Origin of the sequence: Escherichia sp. MOD1-EC6819, from assembly GCF_002965765.1 — a bacterium.
GTDB classification, from domain to species: domain Bacteria; phylum Pseudomonadota; class Gammaproteobacteria; order Enterobacterales; family Enterobacteriaceae; genus Escherichia; species Escherichia ruysiae.
The window spans coordinates 320,495-341,679 of the sequence record NZ_PTRG01000005.1 but is presented as its reverse complement, the minus strand read 5'-3'; the positions used below and the strand labels follow the sequence as shown (position 1 = coordinate 341,679).

At 45.2% G+C, this 21,185-nt stretch carries 16 protein-coding genes; 14 read left to right on the top strand and 2 right to left on the bottom strand.

Annotated features, from left to right (window positions below):
• Nucleotides 1–526, bottom strand: a 526-nt coding sequence (locus A7Z06_RS09710; RefSeq protein WP_238151695.1) for a pyridoxal-dependent decarboxylase, incomplete at its 3' end; no start/stop codon positions are given.
• Nucleotides 527–1,397: 871 nt separating this feature from the next.
• Here A7Z06_RS09710 and A7Z06_RS09705 point away from each other — a divergent pair.
• Nucleotides 1,398–6,281, top strand: coding sequence for an invasin domain 3-containing protein (locus A7Z06_RS09705; protein WP_000085955.1), 4,884 nt, complete (start codon nt 1,398–1,400; stop codon nt 6,279–6,281).
• Nucleotides 6,282–6,430: 149 nt separating this feature from the next.
• Here A7Z06_RS09705 and A7Z06_RS09700 read toward each other — a convergent pair whose 3' ends face one another.
• Nucleotides 6,431–7,288 carry a helix-turn-helix domain-containing protein gene (locus A7Z06_RS09700; protein WP_024165164.1) on the bottom strand — a complete coding sequence of 286 codons (858 nt, stop codon included), beginning with the start codon at nt 7,286–7,288 and terminating at the stop codon, nt 6,431–6,433.
• Nucleotides 7,289–7,989: 701 nt separating this feature from the next.
• On the opposite strand from A7Z06_RS09700, the gene A7Z06_RS09695 reads away from it, so the two are divergent.
• From A7Z06_RS09695 to gspL, 13 genes are all read left to right on the top strand, one after another.
• On the top strand, nt 7,990–9,852 hold the full coding sequence (locus A7Z06_RS09695; RefSeq protein ID WP_236582685.1) for a metallophosphoesterase: 1,863 nt from the start codon (nt 7,990–7,992) through the stop codon (nt 9,850–9,852).
• A gap of 115 nt (nt 9,853–9,967) precedes the next feature.
• Nucleotides 9,968–10,750 (top strand): prepilin peptidase, encoded by a 783-nt coding sequence (locus A7Z06_RS09690; protein ID WP_029365882.1) that lies wholly within the window; start codon nt 9,968–9,970, stop codon nt 10,748–10,750.
• A 57-nt stretch (nt 10,751–10,807) separates the two neighbouring features.
• Nucleotides 10,808–11,212 carry a type II secretion system pilot lipoprotein GspS-beta gene (gene gspS2 / locus A7Z06_RS09685; protein ID WP_085460725.1) on the top strand — a complete coding sequence of 135 codons (405 nt, stop codon included), beginning with the start codon at nt 10,808–10,810 and terminating at the stop codon, nt 11,210–11,212.
• Between the two features lie 117 nt (nt 11,213–11,329).
• Nucleotides 11,330–12,202: a type II secretion system protein GspC gene (gene gspC / locus A7Z06_RS09680; protein ID WP_238151694.1), complete on the top strand. Its 873-nt coding sequence runs from the start codon at nt 11,330–11,332 to the stop codon at nt 12,200–12,202.
• A gap of 113 nt (nt 12,203–12,315) precedes the next feature.
• The gene (gene gspD / locus A7Z06_RS09675; protein ID WP_000960770.1) at nt 12,316–14,295 is read left to right on the top strand and encodes a type II secretion system secretin GspD; all 1,980 of its coding nucleotides are present in this window, start codon (nt 12,316–12,318) and stop codon (nt 14,293–14,295) included.
• A 2-nt stretch (nt 14,296–14,297) separates the two neighbouring features.
• On the top strand, nt 14,298–15,791 hold the full coding sequence (gene gspE / locus A7Z06_RS09670) for a type II secretion system ATPase GspE (RefSeq protein ID WP_024165167.1): 1,494 nt from the start codon (nt 14,298–14,300) through the stop codon (nt 15,789–15,791).
• Nucleotides 15,791–17,026, top strand: coding sequence for a type II secretion system inner membrane protein GspF (gene gspF, locus A7Z06_RS09665; protein WP_105279408.1), 1,236 nt, complete (start codon nt 15,791–15,793; stop codon nt 17,024–17,026). Before gspE ends, gspF begins: the two co-directional genes overlap by 1 nt.
• Before the next feature lie 16 nt (nt 17,027–17,042).
• Nucleotides 17,043–17,501 carry a type II secretion system major pseudopilin GspG gene (gene gspG / locus A7Z06_RS09660; RefSeq protein ID WP_000286808.1) on the top strand — a complete coding sequence of 153 codons (459 nt, stop codon included), beginning with the start codon at nt 17,043–17,045 and terminating at the stop codon, nt 17,499–17,501.
• A complete protein-coding gene (gspH, locus tag A7Z06_RS09655) occupies nt 17,502–18,056 on the top strand; it encodes a type II secretion system minor pseudopilin GspH (RefSeq protein WP_000946124.1) in 555 nt (184 codons plus the stop codon).
• 5 nt (nt 18,057–18,061) lie between these two features.
• Nucleotides 18,062–18,436 (top strand): type II secretion system minor pseudopilin GspI, encoded by a 375-nt coding sequence (gene gspI / locus A7Z06_RS09650; RefSeq protein WP_000820083.1) that lies wholly within the window; start codon nt 18,062–18,064, stop codon nt 18,434–18,436.
• Nucleotides 18,433–19,038 carry a type II secretion system minor pseudopilin GspJ gene (gspJ, locus tag A7Z06_RS09645; RefSeq protein WP_000706931.1) on the top strand — a complete coding sequence of 202 codons (606 nt, stop codon included), beginning with the start codon at nt 18,433–18,435 and terminating at the stop codon, nt 19,036–19,038. Before gspI ends, gspJ begins: the two co-directional genes overlap by 4 nt.
• Nucleotides 19,039–19,045: 7 nt before the next feature.
• The gene (gene gspK, locus A7Z06_RS09640) at nt 19,046–20,011 is read left to right on the top strand and encodes a type II secretion system minor pseudopilin GspK (protein WP_024165159.1); all 966 of its coding nucleotides are present in this window, start codon (nt 19,046–19,048) and stop codon (nt 20,009–20,011) included.
• A complete protein-coding gene (gene gspL / locus A7Z06_RS09635; RefSeq protein ID WP_105279407.1) occupies nt 20,004–21,185 on the top strand; it encodes a type II secretion system protein GspL in 1,182 nt (393 codons plus the stop codon). The genes gspK and gspL overlap by 8 nt, the downstream gene beginning before the upstream one ends.

Genomic DNA, 21,185 nt, shown 5'->3' with positions numbered 1-21,185 from the left:
CCACATCCCAGTAGCGGGCAAATTTATGCCAGCAGATTTGCACCGGCCCGCACACCAGGTTGGGTTTATCGGTCGGTTTACCTGCGGCTTCCATTCGTTTGCGCCAACGCCATTTCATTGCCATCCCGCCGAGCATACAGGCCTCGGAAGAACCAATGGTGTTGGTGCCAACGGCCTGACCGTTTTTCGGCGCAGGCGCGTGCCACAGGTCGGCAACCATGTTTACACAACGCAGGTCAATAGCTGCGGACTGCGGATATTCTTCTTTATCGATCCAGTTTTTGTTGATCGACAGATCCATCAGCTTATGAACATTTTCGTCGTCCCAGGTCTGGCAAAATGTGGCAAGGTTTTGTCGGGCATTGCCATCCAGGTATAATTCATCATTGATAATCTGGAATGCGATGTCATCGCGCATTTCGTGCAGCGGAAAACGTTTAGATTCCGCGATAGTGGAAATAGATTTCGCACCAAAACGTGAATCGAGTAGTTCTGACCTTAAATCCGTTACTTGCTTCTTATCCATTTCAAACTCCTTAAAATGATTGGATCGCATTAAAAAAAGTAGGATTTATCGATAAAGTAAGCAAGCGTAATGGCTTGGGTTTTAAATAACAAAATCCTAACCGATTTTTGATTTTCGGAATAAGTGCAGTGTATTTTTCATAATTAATTACAATGAGATACAACAGTTTCCGATAAGGGGTTTTGAGTGATATGTTGTTATTTTTTCTGTGATTTTACTACGCGCCATGATTATCACATAAAAATCAGCTCGTAAAATATCATTATTCGCTCGTCATTAATTTATGAAAGCGATGGATAAGATTGTCAAATAACAAAGGTTATTACTGAAATCTCTGCCAACCATGCTGGCGGGTGAGGTTTTTATTCCTTCAGCAATAGTCCAGTATAGATGTATGCAGATAATGACTATGCGAAAAATTAAGTAATGTCTATCGCGAGTGATTAAGATATTTCCTAATCGAAGAACACATGACTATAAATGAGGATTGGCATACCACCGAAGGCTTATTGACTTATTTTGACTGAAATGCCTTTCCGCTATAAAAGGCCAGTAACGATACCTAAACAATCCAATTCTAAATAACCAGGTAACCATAATTTAGTCAGCATCCAATAGAACTTGCCCCTTTATATTAGCTCTTGCACAAAAAGCTAAATTCATATTTACAAACAAAAATATAATCCCGGCCCTGTCACCAGACGAGTTATTGCAACCACTGAATATTCAGGGTGGCGATGCGCTTTCTTTCATAAAGGTATTTCCTTTTCTGCGGAAAAGGAAACCGGGAAATACCCGGTTTTTCTGACAAGCAAACATTTTATTTGCGTTTGCTTATGTTCGTTAATTCGTTCATCAGGAAATTATCTCAATGTCACGTTTTAAAAAAGCTAATAAACAACCACGCTTTCGTTATTCAGCCCTGGCTCACTGTGTGGCGTGGGCAAACATCTCTATTCAGGTTCTTTTTCCACTGGCTGTCACCTTTACGCCGACAATGACGGCGCGAGCGGCTCTGCCTCGTCTAAGTACGGAAAATACTGCGGTTGCGACTGACAATAATGCAGAAAAAAATATCGCGTCGTTTGCCGCGAATGCCGGTAAATTTTTAAGCAGTCAGCCGGATAGCGATGCGACACGCAATTTTGTTACCGGAATGGCCACAGCTAAGGCTACCCAGGAAATCCAGGAGTGGCTTGGAAAATATGGTACGGCGCGTGTCAAATTGAATGTCGATAAAGATTTCTCGCTGAAGGACTCTTCGCTGGAAATGCTTTATCCGATTTATGATACGCCTTCAGACATGCTGTTCACTCAGGGGGCAATACATCGTACCGACGATCGTACTCAGTCAAATATTGGTTTCGGCTGGCGTCATTTTTCAGGCAATGACTGGATGGCGGGGCTGAACACATTTATCGATCATGATTTATCCCGTAGTCATACCCGTATTGGCGTTGGTGCGGAATACTGGCGCGATTATCTGAAACTGAGTGCCAATGGTTATATTCGGGCTTCTGGCTGGAAAAAATCGCCGGATATTGAGGATTATCAAGAGCGTCCGGCTAATGGTTGGGATATCCGCGCAGAGGGATATTTACCGGCATGGCCGCAGCTTGGCGCAAGCCTGATGTATGAACAATATTATGGCGATGAGGTAGGGCTGTTTGGTAAAGATAAGCGCCAGAAAGACCCACATGCCATTTCTGCTGAGGTGAACTATACGCCAGTGCCTCTTCTGACACTGAGTGCAGAGCACAAGCAGGGCAAGAGCGGTCAGAATGACACTCGCTTTGGCCTGGAAGTTAACTACCGGTTTGGCGAGCCTCTGGAGAAACAACTCGATACGGATAGCATTCGCGAGCGTCGGGTACTCGCAGGCAGCCGTTATGATCTGGTTGAACGTAATAACAATATTGTTCTTGAGTATCGCAAAGCTGAGGTGATCCGTATTGCTCTGCCTGATCGTATTGAAGGTAAGGGCGGACAGACGGTTTCGCTTGGTCTTGTAGTCAGCAAAGCAACTCACGGTCTGAAAAATGTGCAATGGGAAGCGCCGTCCTTGCTGGCTGCAGGCGGTAAAATTACCGGTCAGGGTAACCAGTGGCAAGTGACGCTTCCGGCTTATCAGGCAGGCAAAGACAATTATTACGCAATTTCTGCGGTCGCATACGATAACAAAGGCAATGCCTCAAAACGCGTACAGACTGCAGTGGTTATCACCGGGGCAGGTATGAGCGCCGAGCGCACTACGTTAACGCTTGACGGTCAGAGCCGTATCCAAATGCTTGCTAACGGGAGTGCGCAAAAGCCGCTGGTTCTGTCTCTGCGAGACGCCGAAGGGCAGCCAATCACGGGTATGAAAGATCAGATCAAAACTGAACTGACGTTTAAACCTGCCGGAAACATCGTAACGCGGGGCATTAAGTCTGCTAAATCACAGGCGCAACCAACTCTGGGGGAGATCACCGAAACAGAAGCCGGGGTGTACCAGTCGGTCTTCACCACCGGTACGCAATCAGGTGAAGCAACCATTACGGTGAGCGTTGATGGCATGAGCAAAACCGTCACTGCTGAACTGCGTGCCACTATGATGGATGTGACAAAATCGACTCTGAGCGTGAATGAGTCGTCAGGTGACGTGGTTGCCAATGGTCAGCAATCCTACACGCTGACGCTTACTGCCGTGGATACCGATGGCAACCCTGTAACGGGAGAAGCCAGCCGCCTGCGATTTGTTCCACAGGACAGCAATGGCGTTACCATTGGCAGCATTTCGGAGATAAACCCAGGGGTTTACAGCGCCACGGTTTCTTCAACCCGCGCCGGAAACATTGTTGTGCGTGCTTTTAGCGAGCAGTATCAGTTGGGAACGTTACAACAAACGCTGAAGTTTGTCGCCGGACCGCTTGATACAGCGCATTCAACCATCACCCTGAACCCGGATAAACCGGTAGTTGGTGGCACGCTTACAGCTATCTGGGCAGCAAAAGATGCCTATGACAACCCGGTGACCGGTCTCACTCCAGATACACCGTCATTAACGGGGACTGCCGCTGCGGGTTCTTCCGTTTCAGGCTGGACGGATAATGGCGACGGGACGTGGACTGCGCAGATTTCTCTGGGTACTACGGCGGGTGAATTAATTGTTATGCCGAAGATCAACGGTCAGGATGCTGCAGCTAATGCGGCGAAAGTGACTGTGGTAGCTGATGCTTTATCTTCAGGCCAGTCGAAAGTATCCGTTGCAGCGGATCGCGTAAAAGCAGGGGAAAGCACGACTGTGACGCTTGTGGCAAAAGATGCGCATGGTAACGCAATCAGCGGTCTTTCCCTGTCGACAAGCCTGACGGGAGCTGCGTCTGAAGGGGCGAACGTTTCCAACTGGAGCGAGCAAGGCGATGGTTCCTATGTCGCTACGCTGACCACCGGCGGAAAGACAGGTGATCTTCGCATTATGCCGTTATTCAACGGCCAGCCAGCAGCCACCGACGCCGCGCAGTTGACTGTCGTCGCGGGCGATCAGGCAGTTTCTACTTCAACGCTGACAGTAAAAGATGCCAACCTTGCTATTGAAAGCACGACGGAACTGACTTTCTCCGCCAGAGACCAGTTTGGAAACGCGCTTACCGATATCGACACCGCTAAACTTGGCGCATCGCTTTCCGGTGACGCTGCGTCTGGTAGTTCAGTTACAGGCTGGAGCCATAAAGGCAACGGCGAATACACGGCTGTTCTGCGTTCGGGAACGCGGGCAGGCGCGCTGAACATTATGCCGCAGATCGATGGCAAAAACGCTACAGCACAGGCAACTCCGGTTAACGTTAAAGCGGGGACTATTGCGGTTGACCACTCGGAAATGACCGTTTCAAAAACGTCGATTACCGCAGGCGAAAGCATCACGCTGACGCTGACTGTGAAGGATAAATTCGGCAACGCAATCACCGGTATTACACCGGAAACACCGCAATTTGGTGGTGATGCATACAACGTCAACCAGCAGCGCCCATCCGTCAGTCAGTGGACGGAGAAGGGCAATGGAACCTATACGGCGATGCTGACTGCTGGCGCAACGGGAGTTGGTGAGCTGACCATCATGCCGCGCGTTGATGGCGCTGATGCTCTGAAGCAGGCGGTTTCTGTCACCATCGCCGCCGGGGAGATGTCGTTAGTGAACTCCATGCTTGTTGCAGATAATGAAGCCCCGATGATCAAAACGACGACACAATTGACCTTCACGGCGAAGGATGCGAACGGTAACCTTGTAAGTGGTCTGAAACCTGATGCTCCAGAATTTAGTGGCGTAGCCAGCACAGGGACGGAACAACCTTCGGCAGGAACCTGGACGGAACAAAGCAATGGCACCTATGTTACGACGTTAACCACAGGCTCTGCAGCCGGTCAACTGGTTATCTGGCCTCGAGTGAATGGCAAAGATGCTGCTTCGAAACCACTACTGCTGAACGTTGTGGGTAACGCTTCTGAGGCTAACATTCACGATATTTCAGTGAATGTTGATAACCAACTGGCTGATGGACAGTCCGCCAACAAGGTTACCCTGACCGTAACAGATTCCTATGGTAACCCGTTGCAGGATCAAACGGTAACACTGACTCTGCCTGAGGGAGTGAGCAGCAAGACAGGGAATACGGTAACAACGAATGCGGCAGGTAAAGCCGATATTGAGCTGATGTCCACAGTTGCCGGGGAACACACAATCACAGTCTCGGTGAATAAAAATCAGAAGACTGCCACGGTGAAGTTCAAAGCGGATGCCAAAACCGGTCAGGCAAGCCTTCAGGTTGATACCGTCGATCAAAAAGCAGCAAACGGCAAAGATGCCTTTACGCTGACGGCAACTGTTGAGGATAAAAACGGCAACCCTGTTCCCGGAACTATGGTCGCCTTTAATCTGCCTCGGGGCGTCACACCGCTTAATGACGAGAGTACCTGGGTGAAGACCAGCGATGAAGGTAAAGCCGAGCTGCGAGTCGTTTCTGTGACTGCGGGAACGTATGCAATCACCGCAACGGCAGGAAATGACCAGATGTCGGATGCGCAGAGCATCACGTTTGTGGCTGACAAGGCTACGGCAACCATCTCGAGTATTGAGGTGATTGGCAACCGTGCACTGGCAGATGGTAAAGCCAAACAGACTTATAAAGTTACGGTTACTGATGCCAATAACAACCTTGTGCAAGGTAGTGAAGTGACGCTGACCGCCAGCCCGGCAACATTAGATCTGGAGCCGAACGGGACTGCAACAACTAATGAGCAAGGGCAGGCTATATTCACCGCTTCTACCACTAAAGCGGCGATATATACGCTAACAGCGAAAGTGAATCGGACCGACGGTCAGGTATCGACGAAAACTGCCGAATCCAGATTCGTTGCGGATGATAAAAATGCAGTACTTGCTGCATCATCTGATGTAAAAGAACTGGTAGCAGACGGAGTGGCGACCGCAACGCTGGATGTTACTCTGATGTCGGCTGGCAACCCTGTTGGGGGAAATATGTGGGTCGACATTAAGGCTCCGGAAGGCGTGACGGAGAATGATTACCAGTTCTTGCCGTCGAAAGCTGACCATTTCGTGAACGGGAAAATCACACGTAAATTCAGTACCACTAAGCCTGGGGAATATACATTTACATTCAACACTCTGACGTATGGTGGGTACGAAATGCAGCCTGTGACGGTGACTATTAACGCTGTGAAAGCTGCTACTGAAGAAGGTGAGGAGGCAGTAAAATAATTTCTCCCGGAATGAAAAATTCGCTGTAATAAAGAATAATGGCGTTGACATTCTCAACGCCATTATTCCACTAAATACCTACCCTGGTACTGATTAGACGGTAGCAGGGTAGGGTAATCCTTAATCTGAGAATGTGACACAGATACAAACTAAGCTGGGCGAACGGGGATAAAAATTTCGCAAACAACATAATTGCTATCCTTTTCTACGAAAGTTTTATCGTAGTAAAATCGCTCAATATCACTGCCGTTGACTCTGACTAACCCCCTGGCAGGCAGTTCTATCAGATACAGGTTCCGCACCCAGTTCGCGTAGTGCTCCCAATCTCCTTCATAGCGGAAAGATGCATAAAGCCCTCCAGCCGTTATCCATTCCTTTGGCATGTCTGTATCCGCATGGTTGCATACAGTACCGGCGAAAGTTTCAACTGTGAGCAAATCTACCGATTTTGTTGATGGTGTATACGCTGAGACGTAATAGATATCCATCTTCAAATTTTGCAGACACCGGGATAAATGATTACGGCGCAGTTTTGCTTCTTCATCTGGTGGCGTATTAGATAGCTCAATATCATATTTAAATGCATTGCCAAAAATACGTGTTTCAGGAAGATGGATTAATGTGCAATCTGTCTTTTGATGTTGACGCGTTAATAACGGGGGTAAAATATTTGTTAGATCCCAAAAATCACGGTGCCGATATTCTCTGGGAGAACATCCAAACAATTTTTTAAATTCACGACTGAATGACTGCTGTGAATCAAAATGCAAAGAGAGCGCAATATCAAGCATTGATTTGGCAGTAAGTCTGACAAGAATGGCTGCCCGACAAAGTCTTCGTTTGCGGATGTATGCGCCCAGGGGCATGTGCATGAAGTTTCTGAACAGGAGTTGAATATTGCGTCTGCTGTAGCCAGATTTCTGTGCGATATCTTCGATTGAGATAGGGTGATCGAGATTGCACTCAATCCACTCCAGGAGCTGCTGTAAAATCTTCTGCCTGATCATAACATTCTCCATTTATCTTTAGTCACTTTGCACATTTTCCTGGCGACAATGGCTTTGAGTATATCAAAAACAGAAATACCCGAGGCAAAACGATTGATAGTGCCTGTCGGGGAATGGGGAGGGAGCATGTACATTAGAGCTATGAGGTCAAATCGTAGCCTGTGTTTGTCTCCTGGCAGGCCTCAGTCAAGCGAACCGAGCTTGTGCATCGCTGGCAATCAGCTGCCCGTTTCAAGAAAAAGTTTTGGAAAATGCCACTATGTAGTTCTGGTCAACAATTAGTTGAGCAGAATCACGTTTGAATTCAGAGCTAAATTTTTGCTTTTCATTAGTGCACCTGTGTTGTCTGAGGTGAGACCATCACCTCTGTTCAGATAGCCAATTTTAATAAATCATCACATATTAATACTATGCGATAAATAAATAACAGATAAATACAATTCTCAATTCGAGTTTGATACTCTCGTGTAAATTATAATTTACTTTGTTTCATATCTGTTATGGCCGTATGCAGATCACGGTATGGACGGTAGTATGCTTATTTTCTATATCAAAGCGAACAGGCCAAGAACAAAAAGGCAAGGTTAATTGTTAACAGCTAATACAATAAAGCAGATAATGTCAAATGGTGATATTGTAGATATAAATCTTTAAACGTTAGTAATCCCTTACCTCATTAAAATAGTTATTAAAGTGCAAAGATGATGATTAGACATTCTTTTATCGTGTTTCTTGCGATTTTTCCAAAAATTTTGATGGCGCATCCATTTAAACATGAAGGTTTGGTGATGAGTGTATTTGATAGCCAATTCTCTAATGGTTCTGCTATCATCTTTTCTCCCCCTCATAATGGAGATAATCAGAATTTTATATACTCAAATGGAAATATAAAAGTTGCCACTCAGACAAATTATTGTCTCAGTATCAATAGAGATAATGACGATAGCAAAGCTATACTCTGGGAATGTAATGGTGAGGATAACCAAAAGTTTACAATAAGTCAAAACACCATCAGACCTTATGATAAGCCAGATGAATGCCTGACGGTGAGACAAGATAACACTGTAACGTCTGAAGTTTGTGAGTCTTCATCTAATCAAACGTTTTATATTCCGAAGGTTTGCCTCTATAAAGATGTAAATTACAGAAATATTAGCGAGTGTTCAGATAATGACATATCCAATGTCAAAGAAAATGACACTTTATCTTCTATAAGCGTAGTCAATTCCACAGGGACTCTTTTCGAACATTTTAACTTTGAGGGGAATAAAATAAGTTTTCATGGCAACATTGGGTCATTATCAAGTTTAAATGACAAGGTGTCTAGTTTAAAAATATCCCCTTTACGTTCATTTTTAATAACATCTGATCCACAATTAGTATGTCAGGGCAATTGCAATAATATTTCTGCTGAGACCTCTAAAGGTAATATCAAAAAACAATATGAGATGTTTAATAGACATCATTCTGATGTCGACGCGGTGTTGATTAATGGTGATCTTACTGAATATGGTCATGGAAGTGAATGGAACGACTTTGAGAATATTATCAAAGCATTGGGAATTCCTTATTATTTCGGATTAGGCAACCACGACATGTATAATAACTATAATGATTGTCATGAAAACAATTGTTTTATACGGAGTATAACAAAACTATTTCACCATATTAATGGTAAAGAAAATATAGCGAGCTTTGACGCACACTACTATTACGGGTATTTATTTCCTGATATTGTTGAGTCAATTAAAGGTTCTTTGTCATATTCTATTGATTTTGGGGATGTTCTTGTTATTCAGCTCAATGATTTTGAATCGCGAAAAAATCCATTATCTTTAAACCAATACTCATCTGGTGGTTGGGGTAATGGGGCAATGCGTTATATAATTGAGAGATATCAGGATCCGGGGTACTCATGGCTTGAAAGTCAATTATATTCAGCTTACAAGAAAAAACAGATTGTGATCTTTAACCAGCATCGTGATGATGCAGATGCCGGCAATCTACAAAACCTCCTTGATAAATATAAGGTAAAACTACGATTTTCTGGTCATTATCACAATTCAGTTGGCGAGACTCGCAACGGTTTTATCCTTTCTGGTTCAAGCGCATTAGGTACCTACCTCAAAGCGGAAATCGACACAGTTAAACAAACTGCAAAAATATATAAGGGAGTAGATAATACAAATGAACCTGAACTAATAAGCACTGTTAATCTTGAGGATTCTCAAAGTATTACACCGCCGCAGGCACCTGCGCCATCCCCAATTTATGTACGTGTAAAGACGTCCGGCGGATATGAGGCTTTTGTTTCTTTAATTTACAATACACAGGATGGTAAACAGGAGACGATCAATTCCGATAAACTACTTGCAGGTAATTCCTGGGAGTACTTTGTGCCTGCAGGCTCTACAATCGAATCTCTGGAAGTTAAAAATAATACAGGATTAGTCTGGGAGCCGCAGCGAAGAATATTCAAAGTAAACAATATAAGGAAAGATACTTGTTTTGCCACATGGGGGACTACATTGAATGCGGCATGGCAACAAGTTAGCTGTCGTTGAATAACTTCATCATTCAATGTTTTCTCTTGTCATCACAATTTATAATTATGGTTGTGGGGTCTATAAATATAGACCCCAGTCTTTAATGGCTTATAATTTAACATAAGGGCTTTTTTTGGCACTTTACTTTATTTTATTCTTTATTGGACTTATCACAGGTAGTTTTCTGAATGTCGTAATTTGGCGTTATCCAATCATGTGCAAACAGCAACTGGCAGAATTTCAGGGAGATATTGATAGCTCACAACCCAAAATTAGCCTTGCCCGACCTCGCTCACACTGCCCATATTGTCGTCAGACTCTGCGGGTTTACGATATTATTCCTTTATTCTCATGGTTGATACTAAAGGGATATTGCCGTAACTGCCATGAGAAAATTGGTTTGCGCTATCCGTTGACCGAATTATTAACCGCTTTCTCCTTTTTACTTGCGTGGTTTGTCTGGCCAGCCAATATCTGGAGTGTAGCGGTAATGATTTTATCTGCTTTGCTGATCGCTGCGAGTTTCATCGACATTGAGCATCAATGGTTACCCGACGTATTTACTCAGGGCATATTGTGGACAGGCCTGATTGTCGCATGGACACAGCAAAGTCCGTTGTCATTACATGAAGCAGTTACTGGCGTGCTTGCGGGATTCGCCTCCTTTTATTCCCTAAGATGGGGGGCTGGAATCGTTCTACGGAAAGAGTCGCTGGGTATGGGGGATGTATTATTGTTTGCCGGGTTAGGTGGTTGGGTAGGGGCATCATCATTGCCCTATGTGGCACTGATTGCTTCACTCAGTGGCTTAGTGTATGCCGTCATTATGAGAAACCAATCAGGCCTGTTGCCCTTTGGACCCTGTCTCAGTTTAGGCGGTTTAGCGACTCTCTATGTCCAGAGAATGTGTCAGTGACAACGTTCATCTCTTGACGGCAGTCTCGTTTCATAATGAATCAGTGAGTCTGAAAACATGTCAGTAAAAGAAGTATTACATAAAAGATTAACATACTTACTTTTTAGTGTCGTTTGCATTTTGTTAACAGGATGTTCAGGTCATAATCAAAATGCCAGTTCATTGGCTAAAGAATTGGCGCGGAATATTAGTCAGAGTCTGCCAGTTCAATCCGCTGGTTATACATTAGCGTTTGCCCGTAGTAGTGGGTCGACAGTAACAATGACCGTTATCAGCGAAGCAGGGACACAACCTATTTTAACGCCTGAAAAGTTTTTGTGGAATTTTCAACAACAAATGTGTGCTGATCCTTCAGTGGTAAATATGATTTCCAGGGGTATTCTTTATGAGATTATGATCAATGATATATCCTCAGGTTCTTCCTATCAGAGTAAGTTGAATCGTACAACCTGCAGAATATGATAATTATCATATCAAAGAGTTTGAGCCTGCACGAATGAAATATTGTAATATTATACGCAACTTTATTGAATATATTAATAAAATAATCAAAGCGCAGACTATGTATAACATTCCCATATGAACAGAATTTTTTTTCTGAATATTGTTCGCTATATGCTTTGGATACTTCTTTTTAGCCTTTATTTAAAGATGTCGCTATCACTTTGGCGTTATATCACTTTACCTACAGAATACACGAAGGTTTCCAATTCGGTTACCGAAAAAAAAAGGGTGGATTCGGTAATGGTTAACACCGAATCTTTAAAGCTTATCCAACAGCAAAATTGGTTTGGTAAATATCAACCGACAACAGCATTCGTACATCAACCTCAATCTGCTTCTGTAACAAAAAACTCTCTCAATGTGAAGTTACGCGGTATCGCTTTGGGTGCCAGACCTGGTGCTGTTATTGAAGATGGGGATAAACAGCAGGTTCTTTTACTGGGTGAGTCGCTGACAAACAATAAAGCTGTTATTACAGGTATCTATCCAGATCATGTGATGATAAGCCATCAGGGAAAAATTGAGTGTCTACGTCTGGTCGATGAGAGTTACTCCACCGATCAAAGTAAAACTGAAAACGACGACGTCCATAAAGTACAAACTCTGCCTGTTACAGAGTCAACTTTTCCCCGTAAGACTAATGTGCTCCCAATGACCGTGCGTGAAATGTTGGCAAAAGATCCGCAGGAAGTTTTTAACTTTATTCAGTTTACTCCCGTGCGTAAAGCGGGCGTTGTTGGTTATACAGTTAAGCCGGGCGTTGACCGTGCTCTTTTTGATGCCAGCGGTTTCAAAGAGGGAGATATAGCGGTTGCTTTAAATCAGCAGGATTTAAAAACACCAGATGCCTTAAATAAACTGAGACAGCAAGTCTATTCCATGACATCCATGCAAATTACGATTTTAAGAAATGGGTCGTATGAAGATATTTCGATTAGCCTACACTAATAATATTTTTATTTAATCCCGGAGATTTATTCATCGTGTTTCTATGTGATATTACATCACTTGCCTGGCGTAAAAAAAAGAAAGTTGTTTGCAATTCAAGAATACATCTGCTGATGCTGGTAATGATATTGTTCAGTTCAGTGGTCTGTGCAAATGAAACAACCTTCACTGCTAATTTCAAAGATACGGATCTCAAATCGTTCGTTGAAACCGTTGGAGCCAATCTTAATAAAACTATCGTGATGGGGCCTGGTGTTGAAGGGCGAGTGAGTATACGAACCATGACTCCACTGAATGAACACCAGTACTACCAACTCTTTCTTAACCTGCTTGAAGCTCAAGGATATGCCGTCGTTCCTATGGAAAACAATGTGCTGAAAGTCGTCAAATCCGTTGTCGCAAAAGGTGAACCACTGCCACTCATTGATGAAGGCGGTAGAGATTACAGCGGTGATGAAATGGTTACCAGAGTAGTACCTGTACATAATGTTTCTGTTCGTGAATTAGCCCCTGTTTTGCAACAAATGCTTGATAGTGCTGGTTCTGGCAACATCGTCAATTACGAACCATCTAATGTCATTATGCTGACCGGACGTGCATCGGTTGTGAAACGTTTGACTGCGGTGATTCAAAGAGTAGATCACGCGGGAAATCGAACCGAAGAGGTTATCCCCCTTACAAATGCATCAGCGTCTGAAATTGCCAGAGTGCTTGAAAGTCTGTACAGAAATAGTGGAGAGCACCAGTCTGCAGCATCTAAAACGCAGATTGTCGCTGATGAACGCACTAACAGCGTAGTGATTAGTGGCGATGTTGGCGCACGTGACAAAATGCGCAGACTGATACGCCGACTGGATTCAGAAATGGAGCGCAGCGGCAATAGTCAGGTGTTCTATCTCAAATATAGCAAAGCGGAAGATTTAGTTGATGTCCTGAAACAGGTCAGCGGCACGTTGACTGCCGCTAAAGAAGAAGCCGAAGGGACAACTACCAGTGAACGCGAGATTGTCTCTATTGCAGCCAGTAAACACAGCAATGCACTGATCGTCACTGCGCCGCAAGATATTATGCAGTCTTTACAGAAGGTTATTGAACAACTTGATGTTCGTCGTGCTCAGGTACATGTTGAGGCGTTAATTGTTGAAGTTGCTGAGGGAAGCAATATCAATTTTGGCGTCCAGTGGGCGTCGAAGGATGCGGGATTAATGCAATTTGCCAATGGGACACAAATTCCTATTGGTACGTTAGGGGCAGCAATTGCCCAAGCGAAGCCCCAGAAAGGATCAACCGTCATTAGTGAAAATGGTGCGACAACCATTAATCCTGATGTTGAAGGAGATCTTTCCACACTTTCCCAATTGCTTTCTGGTTTTAGCGGCACTGCGGTTGGCGTGGTAAAGGGTGACTGGATGGCACTCATGCAGGCAATAAAAAATGATTCCAGCACAAATGTACTCTCCACGCCAAGCATTACTACCCTGGATAACCAGGAAGCCTTCTTCATGGTGGGACAGGATGTTCCTGTATTAACAGGGTCCACTGTGGGGTCAGATAACAGCAATCCTTTCAATACAGTAGAAAGGAAAAAAGTGGGGATCATGCTGAAGGTGACACCACAGATCAACGAAGGTAATGCAGTCCAGATGCTCATTGAGCAGGAAGTTTCGAAAGTGGAAGGACAGACCAGTCTGGATGTTGTGTTTGGTGAGCGTAAACTAAAAACCACCGTTCTCGCCAATGATGGTGAATTAATAGTTCTTGGTGGATTAATTGACGAACAAGCGGGGGAGAGCGTGGCAAAAATTCCTCTTCTGGGCGATATCCCATTGATTGGTCATCTGTTTAAGTCCACCGCAGATAAAAAAGAAAAACGCAATCTGATGGTGTTTATTCGCCCGACAATTCTACGTGACGGTATGGCAGCAGACGGTGTTTCACAGCGTAAATATAATTATATGCGCGCTGAACAGATCTATCGGGATGAGGAAGGAATAAGTCTGATGCCGGAAACCACTCAGCCGATACTCCCTGCCCAGAATATGTCATTACCAGCAGAAGTACGCGCGTTTCAAAATGCCGGGAGGTCGGGTTAAAAGTGGCAGTGCCAGAGGAAACGGCCGCATGTACCGTCCGATTACCCTATAGTTTTAGTCGTCGGTTTAACCTGATAGCCTGGTGTGAATCATCGCTGGAGATCTTGCATGTCTATCCACTGTCAGTTTCCGTCTTGCAGGAACTACAGCGTCGATTGAGCGTTCCATTCACACTAAGGACAATTGGTGAGGCAGAATTTGAACAGCGTCTTAATGCATTATGGCAGCGGGACTCTTCTGAGGCCCGCCAACTTATGGAAGATATCAGTTCTGCCGGGAATTTCTTTACCCTCGCAGAGGAACTACCTGAAACTGAAGACCTTCTGGAAAGTGACGACGATGCCCCCATCATCAAATTAATCAACGCAATGTTGGCAGAGGCAATTAAAGTGGGAGCCTCCGATATACATATTGAGACGTTTGAAAAGAGTCTGGTAATCCGTTTTCGTGTTGATGGAACGCTACATGAAATGTTACGTCCCGGACGAAAATTGGCCTCATTGCTGGTATCGCGTATTAAAGTGATGGCTCGCCTGGATATTGCCGAAAAACGTATTCCACAGGATGGGCGAATCGCGTTGCTACTGGGCGGTCGGGCGATTGATGTACGTGTCTCCACAATGCCATCAGCCTGGGGAGAACGGGCGGTGCTTCGTCTGTTGGATAAAAGCCAGGCCTGCCTCTCTCTTGAGTATCTCGGACTGAACCACACTCTAACCGCGCAACTGCGGCAACTTTTACACCGCCCCCATGGCATATTTCTGGTCACTGGGCCAACAGGTTCCGGCAAAAGCACTACGCTCTATGCAGGTTTACAGGAGTTGAACAACCACACGCGCAACATCCTTACAGTTGAAGATCCTGTTGAGTATATGATTGAAGGAATAGGCCAGACGCAAGTTAATAACCGCGTTGGGATGACCTTCGCCCGTGGCCTGCGGGCGATTTTACGCCAGGACCCTGATGTCGTGATGGTTGGCGAAATTCGAGACACCGAAACGGCGGAAATTGCTGTTCAGGCTTCTCTAACAGGGCACCTGGTCCTTTCCACCCTACATACCAACACTGCCATTGGAGCCATAACCCGTCTGCAAGATATGGGGATTGAACCATTTTTACTTTCATCCAGTTTGATAGGAATGATGGCGCAACGTCTGGTTCGCACCCTATGTCCAGATTGCCGTCAGGCTGTTCAGGCTAACGATGAAGAAAAACGTCTTATGGGGCTTACCGAGGCACGTGATGTCATCCTGTACCACCCGGTGGGGTGTTCTGCATGTAATCACAAAGGATACAGAGGGCGAACAGCTATTCATGAATTAATTCTTGTTGACGCAACGCTACGTAATTTGATTCATCGTAAGGCAGGTGAAAGGGAGATGGAGCGTTATATTCGGCAGTACTCCGCCGGGATCCGGACAAATGGTATCGAAAAAGTCCTTTCTGGTGAAACGACGCTCAGGGAAGTTCTACGCGTTACTCAGGAGGAGCAGTAATGGCACTATTCTACTATCAGGCACTACAGCATAATGGTCACAAAGCGAAAGGTCTGATTGAAGCGGACTCTGCACGTCACGCACGCCAGTTGTTACGAGGAAAAGGTCTGATTCCTGTACGTGTTGAAGTACGATTGCATGATTTTACTGGCAAGAACTTACGTGGGATGTTACAGCACCAGTGGCATTCACGCCGACGTGTTGCATCTGCCGAACTTGCCCTTTTCACACGCCAGCTTGCAACATTAGTTCAGTCCGCAATGCCGCTGGAAACCTGCTTACAGGCGGTCAGTGAGCAAAGTGAAAAACTGCACGTGAAAAGCCTGGGAATGGCATTGCGCAGCCGGATTCAGGAAGGTTATACCCTGTCGGACAGCCTGCGCGAACATCCCCGCGTCTTTGATTCTCTGTTTTGTTCGATGGTGGCTGCCGGAGAAAAATCCGGGCATCTCGGCGTGGTGCTCAATCGACTGGCGGATTACACGGAACAGCGCCAGCGCCTGAAATCCCGCTTACAACAGGCAATGCTCTACCCGATAGTACTGCTGGTTGTCGCTATTAGTGTGGTTTCTATTTTGCTGACGGCAGTGGTCCCCAAAATTATTGAGCAGTTTGATTATCTGGGACACGATTTACCTGCTTCTACCCGAATGCTTATCTCTCTGAGCAATGCGTTACTGTCTGGTGGCCTTTACTGGCTGGCCGGATTTCTGCTTCTGTCTTTTTTCATCCAGCGGTTATTAAAAAAAGCCAACTTTCGCCTGTGCTGGGATAAGACACTTTTACGCCTGCCGGTGGCAGGGCGGGTTGCAAAGGGGCTTTACACTGCTCGTTTCTCTCGTACGTTGAGTATTCTCACGGCCAGTAATGTCCCACTGCTGGAAGGGGTACAAATTGCAGCTGCTGTGTCGGTTAATTGCTATGTCGAACAACAATTGCTGAAAGCCGCAAGCCGCATACGTGAAGGCAGCAGTCTACGTGCCGCGCTTGCGGAACAAGGTCTGTTCCCACCAATGATGCTATATATGATTGCATCAGGAGAACAAAGCGGCCAACTGGAAAAAATGCTTGATCAGGCTGCAATAAACCAGGAACGAGAATTTGACTCCCTGGTGGGGATAGCGTTAGGGCTGTTTGAACCGGCCCTGGTGATGTTGATGGCCGGTGTAGTGCTATTTATCGTTGTCGCAGTCCTTGAGCCTATGCTGCAGCTTAACAATATGATTGGAATATAATTTACGGAGCTATCAAATGTATTCATTTCCTCGCCATCATAAACACCGGGCTGGATTTACCTTGTTAGAGGTGATGGTAGTCATTGTTATTCTGGGTATTTTGGCCAGTCTGGTCGTGCCAAACTTGCTGGGAAATAAAGAGAAAGCCGATCGACAAAAAGCGGTGAGTGATATCGTGTCGCTGGAAAATGCATTGGATATGTACCGACTGGACAATGGACGATACCCGACGACAGAACAAGGTCTGGAAGCATTACTTCAGAAACCAGTAAATACGTCCAGTAGTAGCGATTACTCGTCCAGAGGGTACATCAAACGCCTGCCGAAAGATCCCTGGGGCAATGATTATCAATATCTGAGCCCTGGGGAAAGAGGTGTCTTTGATCTTTACACGTTAGGCGCGGATGGCCAGGAAAATGGCGAAGGAGCTGCGACTGACATTGGCAACTGGAACTTGCGGGAATTTCAGCGATAAATGCTCAGACGCGGATTCACCATTGTAGAAATCATGCTGGTGCTTTTCCTTATCGGACTTGTTAGTGCAGGCGTGGTGCAGACCTTTGTTTTCCCCTCCATATCTCCAGCAAAAAAAGCGGCACAGAATTTTATGACCCTCTTTTCACATCTTAAAGACAGGGCTCTGATCGAGGGACGAATGATGGGGGTATTAATCACGCCTTCAGGCTATCAGTTTATGCAATATCACTCAGGTCAATGGGAGCCTGTGACTGCAACGCGTTTAGCTGCTCAGTCCTCTGTGCCGAAACAGGTGCATATGATATTGCTGCCAGTGAGCAGTATCTGGCAGAAGGAAGATATTCTGGAACTAGAACACCATCGTCTGACTCTGAATGATATTGAGCTGGAGTTAAAAAAAGAGGAAAAAAGGAAAACGCCACAAATTCGTTACACACCATTTGAACCGGCTATGCCATTCGCGCTTCAGTTTAATTCCCCAGAAAAGCATACGTGCTGGGCGGTCAACATGACGTCTGATGGTGAGTTATCTCTTGATAATTGTGATGAGTAGGGACGATGAAGCGCGGATTTACACTGCTGGAGGTAATGATTGCCCTGTCTATTTTTGCTCTTGCTTCCATAGCGATCTTACAAATCACCTGTAGCGTGTTGAATTATCAGAATAAAATTGAAGAACAAACGGTGGCGGGTTGGGTAGTTGAGAACCATATGACCTTGCTTTATTTAATGGATCCTGCACAACGCGCGACGGATCAGCATGGTGAGGAAGAAATGGCCGGGATTCTCTGGTACTGGCGAACCGTGCCCTTAAAAGCAGACAACACCTTGATAAAAGCAGTGGATATTGACGTTAGTCGCCAGAAAGACTTTTCCAGTGTAGTTAATTCTGGACGCGCATGGTTTAGCGCAGATGAAGGAGCACTACCTTGAAGATTGTTCGCTCTGGTTTTACGTTAGCTGAAGTGCTGATTGCTATTGCTATTTTTGCCTCACTGGTCTTAATGGCGCAGCAGGTAGCTAACGGCCTCTCAAATGTCAACGTCGTTGTCACCGAACATGATCATAAACTAAAAGCACTTCAACAAACGATGAGTTTTATGAGTCATGATTTGACACAAATTGTGCCACGCCAGATGAGAAGGGAAAACGGTCAGTGGGAATCGTCATTTCTGGCTGGCGAAGGTGTACTGGCCTCAGAAAGCTGGGGAATACGCTTTGTCCGCAGTGGGATAATCAATCCGGGAATGCAGCTACCACGTAGTAATTTACTCACTGTCGGGTATCGTATCCGCAGCGGTTATCTCGAACGCTTATCCTGGCCATTGATGGACATGGACGATAATGTAAACCCTGTCGTACAAAAATTGATTAAGGCCGATACATTCAGCCTGTTTTTTTATGATGGCTCAGTCTGGCAGACGAGTTGGCAGTCATCACAGGAGTTACCCTTTGCTATGCGAATAATACTGCATACGCAAAAATGGGGCATGATAGAACGCGTTTGGTTACTTCATGGGCCACAAATTAAATAACGATATAATGATACGAACACCGCCAAAACGAGGTATTGCACTTGTCGTAGTGCTGGTGTTACTGGCAACAATGATGCTGATGGTTACCAGCCTCTCGACCATGATGTGGCAGCAACAGGAAAGAGCACATATTCAGCAAGATTATCAGCAGGCAATGAGTTACAGCGCCAGTGTTGAAAGCCTGGCGCTGAGTATATTAAGTCGGAGTCTGAAAAAAGAAACGCGTGTACATTTGGGGCAGGAATGGGCCTCAGGCCCTCGTCTTTTTCATTTACCGCAGGGGAAAGTGGTCATTACCCTGCAAGATGCTCAGGCCTGCTTTAATCTGAATATTTTCTCCAGGTCGGCAACAACTTCACACTTCCTTGCTGTTCAACAACTCATCGCTCTGCTTTTACGTCTGGAAGTTCCAATCAACCGAGCTGAAAAGATTGCTGAAAACCTGCGGGAGTTTATTGGTACAGATACTCGGCAGGGACGAGAGGACAGAGAATACGGGGCTCAAACAGAGCCTTTCTATACGGCAAATCAGCCACTGGCGGACATCAGTGAGATGCGAATTGTTAAGGGAATGGATGCAGATATTTATCGCAAAATGAAACCGCTGGTCTGTGTACTGCCGATGAACATGCAGCAGATCAATATCAATACATTAGATATCTCACAAGGTATCCTTTTGGAAGCATTATTCGATCCGTGGTTAACATCCGTTCAAGCCAGCGTATTACTACAACAACGTCCCGCAGAAGGATGGAACGATGTCGATCAGTTTCTTTCTAATCCGATACTAACTCGTGTCGATGAGTATACAAAAAGAAAAGTAAAAGACGTACTGGTCGTACAGAGTAATTACTTTTGGTTGCGCTCAGATATTACTGTGAATGAGACAGAACTGACAATGAATTCTTTGATTGCCCGCCAGGGACCTCAATATTTCTCGGTTCAGCGACATCATACAGGGGACAGTGAGTGAGAGCTATTCTGAAGTTTTTTTTCCCTTTTCTGCCTCCGGGGTAATACGCTGGCAACGCCATGCACAAGAAGTGGAACAAGGTATTTGGCCCACAACTCCCGACGAATTGCTTATACAGTGGTGCCAAACAGATATAATTCAACTCTATATTCCCGGTGAATGGCTCAGCGTCTGGCAAGTTGAAATACCAGACGTCCCTCACAACCAGGTGCAGAATATTATCCCGGCATTACTGGAAGAAAATCTGAGTGAAGATATTGATGAATTGCACTTTGCAATTTTGAGGACTGTAAAACAACAGGCAATAGTTGCAGTAATACATCAGCAACATATGAAATATATTGTTGACTGGTTGCAATGTTATGATATTAACCATGCAACTGCCGTTCCGGACTGGATGTCCATTCCTTGTGGGAATATGATTTTCCATGCTGACCGAGTGATCGCTAGAATCGATATATGCCAGGGATGGAGTGGTGCCCCAGATCTGATAGCTGACATATTACGCGCGCAGATTAGTGCTCAAAACCATCCACTCCAGCTAACAGTGATCGGGAAATCGGCTCAAGAGGTAGCAGCCAGGATTGGTACTGATAGTGAAAAACTGAAAATTACCAGCGAACTCTCTCTCTGTGAGCACGGTCAACCTGAAGGGAATTTGCTGACCGGACCATGGCAACCCCGGGTCAGTTATCAAAAACAGTGGATACGTTGGCGGGCAGTAGTTTTACCTGTATTCCTGATTCTGGTTAGTTTATTAGCAGATCGTGTGGTGACGTTATGGAGCATTAATGAGCAGGTAATACAAAGACGTATACGTGTTGAGAAACAATTTTTATCGGTTTTTCCGGAGCAAAAGCGAATCGTTAATTTGCGCTCACAGATTATAACAGCGATCAATAATTCTCGGTCTCGAGCAACTGATAAGACGTTTCTCGAACATCTGTCGGTTATTGCTAATGCTCTTAAATCTGCCTCGCTCTCAAAGTTAGAAATCCGTAGTTTCACTTATGATCAAAAACATCAGACACTGCATTTCAGGTTAAGTGCTCCAGACTTCTCCAGCTTCGACAAACTGCGAGATGCGCTTGCTGTAGATTTTTTTGTGCAACAGGACGCGTTAATAAATGAGGGCAATTATGTGTCAGGAGCAGTAACGTTACGGAGAAAATAA